Raw genomic sequence first — 9,441 nt, forward strand, 5'->3', positions numbered from 1 at the left:
GGTGCTGCACCACGGCGGGGTCGGCGCGGCCGTCGGCCGCAGCCTGGCCGTGGAGACCGGGGCGTCGGTGCTGGTGGTGGAGACCCCGCCGGGCCCGGCCGGCGTCCGGCTGGCCGCCGTCGAGGCGTCCCGGCCCTGGTCGGGCTACCAGGAGGTGGTGTACGGCGCGGACGGCGTACGCACCGTGCCGGTGACCCGGCTGCTGGACGGGCAGCCCCGCACCGACCGGCGGATCCCGCTCGGACCGGGCGAGGTCTGCCTGGTCACCGGGGGCGCGAAGGGGATCGGGGCGGCCTGCGCCGCTGCCCTCGGCGAGGCAACCGGGGCGCGGCTGGTGCTCTTCGGCCGCAGCCCCGCCGACGACCCGGAGGTGGTCGAGGCGGTCCGCCGCACCGGCGCCGTCTACCGGTCGGTCGACCTTGCCGACCCGGCGGCGGTGGCCGCGGCGGTAACCGCCGTCCGCGCCGAGCACGGTCCGGTGCGCGGGCTGCTGCACGCGGCCGGGCGCAACGAGCCCGCGCCGGTGACCGAGCTGACCGCCGAGGAGCTGGACCGCACCCTCGCCCCGAAGGCGTACGGCTTCGAGCACGTGGTGGCCGCGCTGGACCCCGACGAGCTGCGCTTCGCCGTGGCGTTCGGCTCGGTGATCGGCCGGGCCGGGCTGCCCGGCGAGGCGGCGTACGCCACCGCCAACGAGTACCTCTCCCGGCGCTGCGCGGAGCTGGCCGCCGCCGTGCCGCAGGTGCGCTGGCTGAGCATCGAGTGGTCGGTCTGGTCCGGAACCGGGATGGGCGTCCGGCTCGGCGTGCTCGACGGGCTGCTCCGGCGCGGGGTCAGCCCGATCCCGCCGGACGAGGGCACCCGCCTGCTGCTGGAACTGCTCGCCACGCCCGCGCTGCCGCCGGTGGTGCTGGTGGCCGGCCGGCTGCCGGTGAGCGACACCCTGGAGTGGGACGAGTGCGCCGAGGAGCACGGCCGCTTCCTGGAGTCACGGCTGGTCGGCACGCCCTGCGTCGAGCTGGTCAGCGAGGCCCGGCTCTCCCTCGGCGCCGACCCCTACCTGGACGACCACCGGATCGACGGCGCGGCCGTGCTCCCGGCGGTGCTCGGGCTGGAGGCGATGGCGCAGGCCGCCGCCGCGCTCGGCGCGAAGCAGGTGCCCACGGTGATCCGGGACGTGGCGCTGACCCGCCCGGTGACGGTCGGCGAGCGGGAGCCCCGGCCGGTCCGGGTGGCCGCGCTGACCGGCGCGGACGGCACCGTCCGGGCGGCGGTGCGCAGCGCGGAGACCGGCTTCGCCGTGGACCACCTCACCGGCACGTACGGCGGGGCGGTGACCTCGGGCGAGCCGGTGCCGCCGCCCTCCACCGGGCTGCTGGTGCCCGGCGGGCCGCTCTACGGCCCGGCCTTCTTCCACGGCCCGCGGTTCCGGCGGGTGGCGGGCTACCACGGGCTGAGCGCCTACCGGTGCGTGGCCGAGGTGCACGCCGAGGCGGGGACCTGGTTCGGCGGCTTCCACGACCAGCGACTGCAACTGGGCGACCCGGGGGTGCGGGACGCCTTCCTGCACCTGCTCCAGGCGTGCGTGCCGGACCGGCGGGTGCTGCCGGTCGGGGTGGACCGGATCGATATCCACGCCCGCCCGGAGGGCATTCTGACCGTCCACGCCCGACAGGTCGCCGAGACGGGTGACGAGTTCCGCTTCGACGTCACCGTCATCGACGCGGACGGCTCGCCGGTGGAGCGCTGGACCGGGCTGCGGCTGCGGGCGGTCGGCCCGGTGGAGAACGCCGTGTGGCCGGCCGAGCTGGTCGGGCCGCTGGTGGCCCGGCGGCTGCGCCGCTGGCGGCCGGAGCTGCGGGTGGACCTGGCCGCGGCGCCGGCCGGGCGGGGCGACCGGGAACGCAGCCGGGCGCTGGCCGGCTGGCTGCTCGGTGGCGAGGTACGCGCCGACGCCACCGGCCGGCTCCGGCCCGGCGTACCGGCCACGCCGCTGGGGTGGCGCGGGATCAGCGTCAGCCACCTCGACGGGCACCTGCTGACCGCCACGGCGGACCGCCCAGTCGGGGTGGACTGGGAGGTGGTCACCCCCACCCCACCGTTGCCCGGGGCGGGGGCCCGGGTCGCCGAGGCGCTGGCCCGGCTCACCGGCGAGGACGCGGCCACCGCCGGGACCCGGGTGTGGACCGCGCTGGAGGCGCTGGTGAAGGCGGGCGCGGCGGTCGACGTCCCGCTGGTGCTGCGCGACGAGACCGGACCGGACGGCTGGGTGGCGCTGCACGCCGGCCGGCACGCGGTCTACGGAACGGTCGTGCCGGCGACGCCCGGGCCGGTCGCGGTGAGCCTGGCCGTCGCAGCCGACGCCGACGGGGAGGGGTGAGGAGATGCCCGACAGCTACGTCCACCGGCACGTGGTGACCTTCGACGAGACAAACCTCGTGGGGAACGTCTACTTCGCCCACTACCTGCACTGGCAGGGGCACTGCCGGGAGCACTTCCTGGCCGACCACGCGCCCGGCGTGATGGCCGCGCTGGCCGACGGGCTGGCCCTGGTGACCGTGGACTGCCACGCCGACTTCTACGCCGAGGGCGGCGCCTTCGACGAGGTGGAGGTGCGGATGATGCTGGACCGGCTGGACGGCCACCGGATCGCGATGTCCTTCGACTACGTCCGGGTGGCGCCCGGTCCGCCGACGCTGCTGGCCCAGGGCCGGCAGACGGTGGCCTGCATGCGCCGGGGCGGCCACGGCCTGGAGCCGGTCGAGGTGCCGGCCGAGCTGCGCCGGGCGCTGAGCCGGTACGCGGTGGTGGCCCGATGACCGTCGGCATCGTGGGTCGGGGCCGGATGGGCCGGGGGCTGGCCGAGGCGGTCCGGCAGGCCGGTCTCCACCCCCTCCTGGTGCCGGGCCGGGCCGACCCGCGCCGGGTGGCCGACCTGCTCGACCGGGCCGCGCTGGTGGTGCTCGCGGTGCCGTTCCCCGCCGCGGTCGAGTTCCTGCGCGGCCCGGCCGGGCGGCGCGGCCGGGGTCGCACCCTGGTCGACCCCACCAACCCGGTGTTCTGCGAGCCGCCGATGGTGCCGCCCGGCCGCTCCGGCGGCGAACTGCTGGCCGAACTCGCCGCCGACCGGGCCGCCGGCCCCGACCAGCCGGGCGAGGGCTGGCGGGTGGCGAAGGCGTTCAACACGGTGCCGGCCGGGGTGCTGGCCCGGTGCCGGGTCAACGGCCTGCCGGTGTCGCTGCCGGTCGCCGCCGACCATCCGGCGGCGCTGCGGGACGTCTTCGCGCTGGCCCGGGCACTGGGCTTCGCGCCGCTGGACGCCGGCGGCATCAGCACGGCCCGCCACCTGGAGGCGCTGACCGGGCTGTTGATGGCGGTCAGCGACCGGCAGGGCCTGCGCGGCCAGGTGTCCATCCACATCGGAGTGCCGAGCAGTGACCGGACCGTGCGGGAGCCGGCGTGCCGGGCCGGCTGACCGGCTCAGCCGTGCGGATTGCCGGCCAGGCCGAGCAGCCGCAGGCAGCGCGACATGGCGGCCGGCGGCCCGGAGACCTGCACCGAGCCGGCGAGCACCGCCTCCAGCGGGTCCAGTCGCCGCACCCCGAGCTGGAAGAACGTCTTCGCGTCGGTCTTCACGTGCAGGGTCGCGTCGGGCGCGGCGGTGGGGTGCAGGACCGCCCGGCCGCCCTCCACCACGACGTGGAACTGCTCGCCGTCGACGTCGAAGGCGTAGACCTCGTCGATCCCGGGGGCGCGGGCGTCGTCGAGCATCGCGTCGGTGGCCAGGATCGCCCAGGCCGGCCGGGTCACCGACGCGGCCGGCGGCGGCTGGTGGGCGGCGTAGGTCAGGCCGAACCGCGCCAGGCTCAGCACCGGCTCCCGCATCCGCTCACCCAGCTCGGTCAGGGCGTAGCCCGCGGTCCGCCGCTGCGGATCGAGCGGCCGGACCAGCCCCGCTTCGACGAGGAAGCCGAGCCGGTCGGCCAGAAGGTTGGTGCCGATTCCTTGCAAAGCATCGAGGAGTTCGCCGTAGCGACGGGGCCGGATCAGCAGCTCCCGGACGATCAGCAGCGTCCAGCGTTCGCCGAGAACGTCCAGCGCATAGGCCAATCCGCACTGTTGGTCGTAGGTGCGTCGGTCCTTCAGCAGCCCCATCGCTCGCTCCCTTTCGGGCATCCCATCCCTTCACTATTCCATGGTTCCGGCCACGGAGAGGACCGCCACATGACCGCCCTCGCCAGCTCCACCTCCCGTACCGAACTCACCCCCGCCCGGCGCCGCCCGGTCGCCGCCGTCGCCGGCGTACTCGGCGGCCTGCTGCTCGCCGTGCTCTGGTCGTTCGAGTTCGTCGACCACGTGATCGGCGACAACGTCGCCAACTCGGTGCTCGGCACCGACGCCAAGCAGACCGCCATCGCCGGCTCCGCGGCCGGGGTGGTGTTCGCGTTCGTCTCCGGGTTCGCCGGAACGTTCACCGCCTGCAACATCGCCGTGTTCGGCGCGCTGCCGGACGTCGCCGAGTGCTCGGCCGCGCCGCGCCGCAGCCGGCTGGCGGCCGCGCTGGCCCCGCTGGGCTGGCTGGCCCTCGGGCTGGTGTCGGTGGCGGCGGTGTACGGCTTCCTGGCCGTCCTGGTCGGCTCCCGGCTGCCGCAGCTCTCCACGGACACGGTCGGCGACGGCCTCCCGGTCCGGCTGCTCCAGGCCTCCGTGGTGTTCGGCGTGATCGGGCTGGCCTTCGCCTGGCTCGGGCTGGCCGCGCTGGGCCTGCTGCCCGACCCGTTCGCCGGCCGGCCGGTGGCCCGGCTCGTGACGCTGGGCGCGCTGGTCGGCGGGTTCCTGGTGGGCCGCCCGTACCCGCTGTTCCACAAGTTGCTGGAGCAGGCCGTGGAGAGCCACAACCCGTTCTACGGCGCGCTCGTGCTGGTGCTCCAGTCGCTCGGCAACGTGCTGATCATGGCGGTGCTGGCTCTGCTGCTGGTGCTCGGCACCCGGGGCGCCTTCCAGCGCTGGCTGTCCCGCCCCGGCCGGGCCGCCGTGCTGGTCGGGGTCAGCCTGCTGGCGCTCGGCGCGTTCCTGGTCTTCTACTGGGACGTCCGGCTGCCGGCCATGTTCGGCTACGGCTGGTTCCCGACCATGCCGTGGAACGCCTGATGCTCCCCGGTTCCGCTCTCCGGCACGGTGGCCGCCGCCAGCGCCACCGTGCGGAGCAGCCGGTAGCGGGGAGCGCCCGACCCCGGCCGGGGGTCCAGCAGGGACTCGTCGGCCAGCCGGTCGAGCACGGCCCCGAGCTGGGCCGGCGGGACCAGGCCGGCGCAGCGGGCGGCCGCCTCGTCGAGCGAGAAGCACCGGTCGCCGCCGGCGAGCCGGGCCAGGCAGGCCCGGTCGACCGGGGAGAGCGCGGCCAGGCTGCGGTGCAGCGCGGCGCGCAGCGACCGGTGGTGCTGCGGATGGCCGCGCCGCTGCGGCCGCAACTCGTCCAGCGGGTCGTCGACCCGGCGCAGCACCCCGTCGAGGCTGTCGGTGTAGAGGCAGGCGGCGGCGAGCTCGATGGCCAGCGGCAGGCCGTCCAGCCCGCGACAGATCCGCGCCACCGTCACCGCGTCCGCCGGGGAGAGGCGGAAGCCCGGCCGGACCAGCCCGGCCCGGTGGACGAAGAGGCGCACGGCCGGGTTGTCCGGCAGCACGTCCGGGACGTCGGTCTCGGGCAGCGGCAGGGGCGCCAGCCGGAACACCGCCTCGTGGGCGAGCCCGAGCCGGCGGCGGGAGGTGACCAGCATGGCCGTACGCGGGCAGCGGTGCAGCGCGTGCTCCACCATCTCGCCGGCCCGCGCGCCGAGGTGCTCGACGTCATTGAGCACCAGGAGCATCCGCTGGTCGGCGACGGCGCGCAGCGCGTCGGCGTTCGGCCCCGGCAGCTCCAGCGTCTCGGCGAGCAGCCGCAGCACCTCGCCGCAGTCCCGGGCCTCGGCCGCGTCGACCGTGGCCACGCCGTCGGGGAACGCGGCGGCGACCCGTTCGGCGACCGCCAGCCCGGTGGCCGACTTGCCGCAGCCGGCCGGCCCCACGATGGTGACGGCCCGGTGCGCGACCAGCAGCGTGGCGCAGCGGGCGACGTCGTCCTCCCGGCCGATCAGCGGGCCGATCGCCGGGCCGGGACCGCGCCAGCCGGGCCGCCGGTCGGGTTCTTCCGCCCCGGCCCGCGACGGCGGTTCGACGCCCGGCTCGTCCCCGGCGTGCAGCAGGGCGGCGTACATCCGGCGCAGCTCCGGGCCGGGCTCCACCCCGAGTTCGGCGCGGAGCCGGGCCCGGACGCTCAGGTAGTGGTGCACGGCGGCGGCCCGCTGCCCGCTGCGGGTGAGCGCCTCCAGGTAGCGGGCCTGCACCGCCTCCTGGAGCGGCTCGACGGCCGCGAGCTGCTCGGCCACCGGGAGCACCACCGACGCCTGCCCGAGGCTCAGCCCCACGGCGACGAGGCGCAGGCCGGCGTCGACCCAGTCGTCGCGCAGCGCGGTGAGGTGCCGGGGGCTGGCCAGCAGGCCACCGAGGTCGGCCAGGGTCGGGTCCTGCCAGAGCCCGAGCGCCGCGTCGAGCAGCTCGAAGGCCTCGTGCGGGGCGCCGGCCGCCTGCCGGCCACGGGCCCGGCCGAGCAGCTGCTGGAAGTGCGACGCGTCGACGCGTTCCGGCGGCACGTCGAGCCGGTAGCCGCCGGGCACCGAGGCGATGACGTTGGTCCGGGCCCGCGGCGCGGTGTCCGGCTCCAGCACCTGGCGCAGCCGCGCCACGTACGTCCGGACGAGCTGGTCGCCGCTGGCCGGGGCGTCGTCGCCCCAGACCGCCTCGGTGAGCGCGCCGAGCGGCACCGGCTGCCCGGGATGCAGGGCGAGGTAGCCGAGGACCGCGCGCTGCCGGGAGGGCCCCAGGGGGATCTCCGTGGTGTCTCGGAACGCGGCGACCGGGCCCAACACCTTTATCCGCACAGTGTCCACGGCAGCGCCCATTGTCGCCTCCCCCCATCAAGAGGCTATGGGATCCATAGAACGCTGTCCATGACGGTGCGCCACCTTCGGATTACGTAACGCACACCCCGTCCCCGTGCAAGGAGGCGTTGATGCTCCCGGAGAATCCCCTCGCCGGCGACCGCCCCGCCGGACTCTCCCGCACCATTCCCCGCCAGTCCCGCCTGGCCATGGCCACCCGTGGCGCGTTCGTGGTGGCCAGCAGCGCCGCGTACCTGCTGCCCGCGGCGGCCGGCGCGGCGGTGCTGCGACCCCTGCGCGGCCGCACCGCGGCGGCCCGCTTCTTCTACCGCCGGCTGGTCCGGCACCTGCAACGGCTCGGCCCGGCACCGGTCAAGTTCGGCCAGATCATGGGCACCCGGCGGGACCTCCTGCCGCCCCTGCTCTGCGACGAGCTGGGCCGGCTGCACGACCGGGTCCGGCCGATGTCCGGCCGGCAGGTGCGCCGCGCGCTGCGCGAGGCGTACGGCCCGGACGTGACCCGGCACTTCACGGAGGTCGAGGCGACGGCGCGGGCCAGCGGCAGCATCGCCGGCGTCTACCGGGCCGTCCGGCCGGACGGCCGGGAGGTGGCGCTGAAGCTGCAACGCCCCGGCATCCGCCGCCGGATGGCGCTCGACCTGGCGCTCATCCACGGCGCGGCGGCGCTGGCGGAGAAGCTGCCCCCGGGCCGCGGGGTGCCGCTGGCCGAGCTGACCGGTTTCGTCTGCGCGGCCGTGCTCGGGCAGCTCGACTTCGCCGGGGAACGGGCCAACCTGGCCGAGCTGCGGCGCAACTTCGCCGAGTCCGACAACGTCTGGATCCCGGCGACCCTCCCCGAGCTGTGCCGGCCGAACTGCCTGGCCATGGAGTTCATCCCGGACCTGGTGGCCCGTCCGGTCGCCGAGATCGACCCGGCCCGCCGGGCCCGGCTGGCCGCCCGCACGGTGAGCGCGGTCTACCAGATGCTCTTCCTGGACGGTTTCGTCCACTGTGACCTGCACCCCGGAAACGTCTACTTCAAGGGACCCCGGGTGGTCGTGCTGGACGCCGGGTTCAGCATCCGGCTCGACCCGACCGTACGCCGGCAGTTCGCCGACTTCTTCCTCGGTCTGGCGCTGGGGCGGGGCCGGCAGTGCGGCGAGGTGGTGGTGGACAGCGCGGTCCGGGTGGCGCCGGACGCGGACGTCGAGGGCTTCATCGGCCGGGTCGCCGAGCTGGTCAAGCGGAACACCGGGGTGCCGGCCAAGGAGTTCCAGCTCACCCGCTTCGGCACCGAACTGTTCACCCTGCAGCGGGACTTCGGCCTGTACGCCGCGTCCGAGTTCGTCTTCCCGCTGCTGTCGCTGCTGGTGATCGAGGGGACCGTCCGCGACCTCGACCCCGACATCGACTTCCAGGCGGCGGCCCGCCCGATGCTGCTGCGTGCCGCCGCCGAGACCGCGCACCTGGCCCCGCAGCGCCGGGCGGGCTGACCGCCGCACCCCGAACCCTGCAGGAGGAAACCGTGACCGACCGACCGCACACCGACCGCAACGGGCTGCTGACCAGCCTGAACGGCCGTTACCACCGGACCGCCGTGATGCTGTTCATGCTGGTGGTCCTCGGGCACTGGGCCGAGCACATCGCCCAGGCCGTGCAGATCTGGGGCCTCGGCTGGCCCGTGCCGAAGGCCCGCGGCGTGCTGGGCATGCCGTTCCCGTGGCTGATCAGCTCGGAGTGGCTGCACTACGGCTACGCGTTGGTCATGCTCGTCGGCCTCTGGGCGCTGCGACCCGGCTTCACCGGCCGGGCCCGCACCTGGTGGACGGTGGCGCTGGCCATCCAGTTCTGGCACCACATTGAGCACCTGCTGCTGCTGATCCAGGCCCAGACCGGCGCGCACCTGGCCGGCCGGCCGGTGCCGACCAGCGTGCTCCAGTTCTGGTTCCCCCGCGTCCAGCTGCACCTGTTCTACAACGCGGTGGTCTTCCTGCCGATGGTGGTGGCCATGTACCACTACCTCCGGGACTCCGGCCGCGGGTCCGCCGCCACCGCGCCGGACCGGGCCGCCCCGCACCGGGTGTCGGCATGACCTCAGCGGATCCCCGCCGGGGCGCGGCGCTGCGCCGCGTCCCGGCGGCGCTGGTGCTGCTGATCGGCGCGGTGGTGCTGCTCCGGCCGCTGTTCCGGGTGCCGGAGGACCCGGTGGTGGCCGCCACGCCGGCCCGCGGGGCGGTGCTCACCGCCGCCCCACCCGCCGTGGAGCTGGCGTTCGGCAGCCGCCCCCGCCGGGGCGACGCGCACGTCACGGTCACCGCCGCCGCCGGGCAAGGGCTGGTACGTGGTGGCGTACCACGTGACCCTCGCCGACGGGTCCGAGCCCAGCGGCGCGTACGCCTTCGCGGTCGGCCGCCCGGTGGACCCGCCGCCGCGGGTGGACGCCGGGGCGGCGGCGCCCGCGGCG

General features: G+C 76.1%; 9 protein-coding genes. 7 read left to right on the top strand and 2 right to left on the bottom strand.

Going from position 1 to position 9,441, the window contains the following annotated elements; translation table 11 throughout:
* The 3 genes from B0E53_RS28810 to B0E53_RS37140 form a co-directional block, all read left to right on the top strand.
* On the top strand, positions 1 to 2,380 hold a 2,380-nt coding region (locus B0E53_RS28810; protein ID WP_146167800.1), incomplete at its 5' end, for an SDR family NAD(P)-dependent oxidoreductase.
* A gap of 4 nt (positions 2,381 to 2,384) precedes the next feature.
* Positions 2,385 to 2,819, top strand: coding sequence for an acyl-CoA thioesterase (locus tag B0E53_RS28815; protein ID WP_107078889.1), 435 nt, complete (start codon positions 2,385 to 2,387; stop codon positions 2,817 to 2,819).
* Positions 2,816 to 3,475, top strand: coding sequence for an NADP oxidoreductase (locus B0E53_RS37140; protein WP_146167801.1), 660 nt, complete (start codon positions 2,816 to 2,818; stop codon positions 3,473 to 3,475). The genes B0E53_RS28815 and B0E53_RS37140 overlap by 4 nt, the downstream gene beginning before the upstream one ends.
* 5 nt (positions 3,476 to 3,480) lie before the next feature.
* On the opposite strand, the gene B0E53_RS28825 is transcribed toward B0E53_RS37140, so the two are convergent.
* Positions 3,481 to 4,155, bottom strand: a complete 675-nt coding sequence (locus tag B0E53_RS28825) for a winged helix-turn-helix transcriptional regulator (protein WP_107078890.1) — start codon at positions 4,153 to 4,155, stop codon at positions 3,481 to 3,483.
* A gap of 69 nt (positions 4,156 to 4,224) precedes the next feature.
* Between B0E53_RS28825 and B0E53_RS28830 the strand changes: the two genes are divergently transcribed.
* Positions 4,225 to 5,151 (top strand): hypothetical protein, encoded by a 927-nt coding sequence (locus tag B0E53_RS28830; RefSeq protein WP_107078891.1) that lies wholly within the window; start codon positions 4,225 to 4,227, stop codon positions 5,149 to 5,151.
* Here B0E53_RS28830 and B0E53_RS40275 read toward each other — a convergent pair.
* The gene (locus tag B0E53_RS40275; RefSeq protein ID WP_168215438.1) at positions 5,115 to 6,986 is read right to left on the bottom strand and encodes a BTAD domain-containing putative transcriptional regulator; all 1,872 of its coding nucleotides are present in this window, start codon (positions 6,984 to 6,986) and stop codon (positions 5,115 to 5,117) included. The genes B0E53_RS28830 and B0E53_RS40275 overlap by 37 nt on opposite strands.
* A gap of 122 nt (positions 6,987 to 7,108) precedes the next feature.
* Between B0E53_RS40275 and B0E53_RS28840 the strand changes: the two genes are divergently transcribed.
* The 3 genes from B0E53_RS28840 to B0E53_RS28850 form a co-directional block, all read left to right on the top strand.
* Positions 7,109 to 8,470 (top strand): AarF/UbiB family protein, encoded by a 1,362-nt coding sequence (locus B0E53_RS28840; protein ID WP_107078893.1) that lies wholly within the window; start codon positions 7,109 to 7,111, stop codon positions 8,468 to 8,470.
* A 32-nt stretch (positions 8,471 to 8,502) separates the two neighbouring features.
* Entirely contained in the window at positions 8,503 to 9,069 is a 567-nt protein-coding gene (locus B0E53_RS28845) for a hypothetical protein (protein ID WP_107078894.1), read from the top strand.
* Positions 9,066 to 9,441: copper resistance protein CopC (locus B0E53_RS28850; protein WP_146167802.1), on the top strand; the 376-nt coding region annotated here is incomplete at its 3' end. The genes B0E53_RS28845 and B0E53_RS28850, both read left to right, overlap by 4 nt.

The organism is Micromonospora sp. MH33, assembly GCF_003013775.1.
GTDB classification, from domain to species: Bacteria; Actinomycetota; Actinomycetes; order Mycobacteriales; family Micromonosporaceae; genus Micromonospora; species Micromonospora fulviviridis.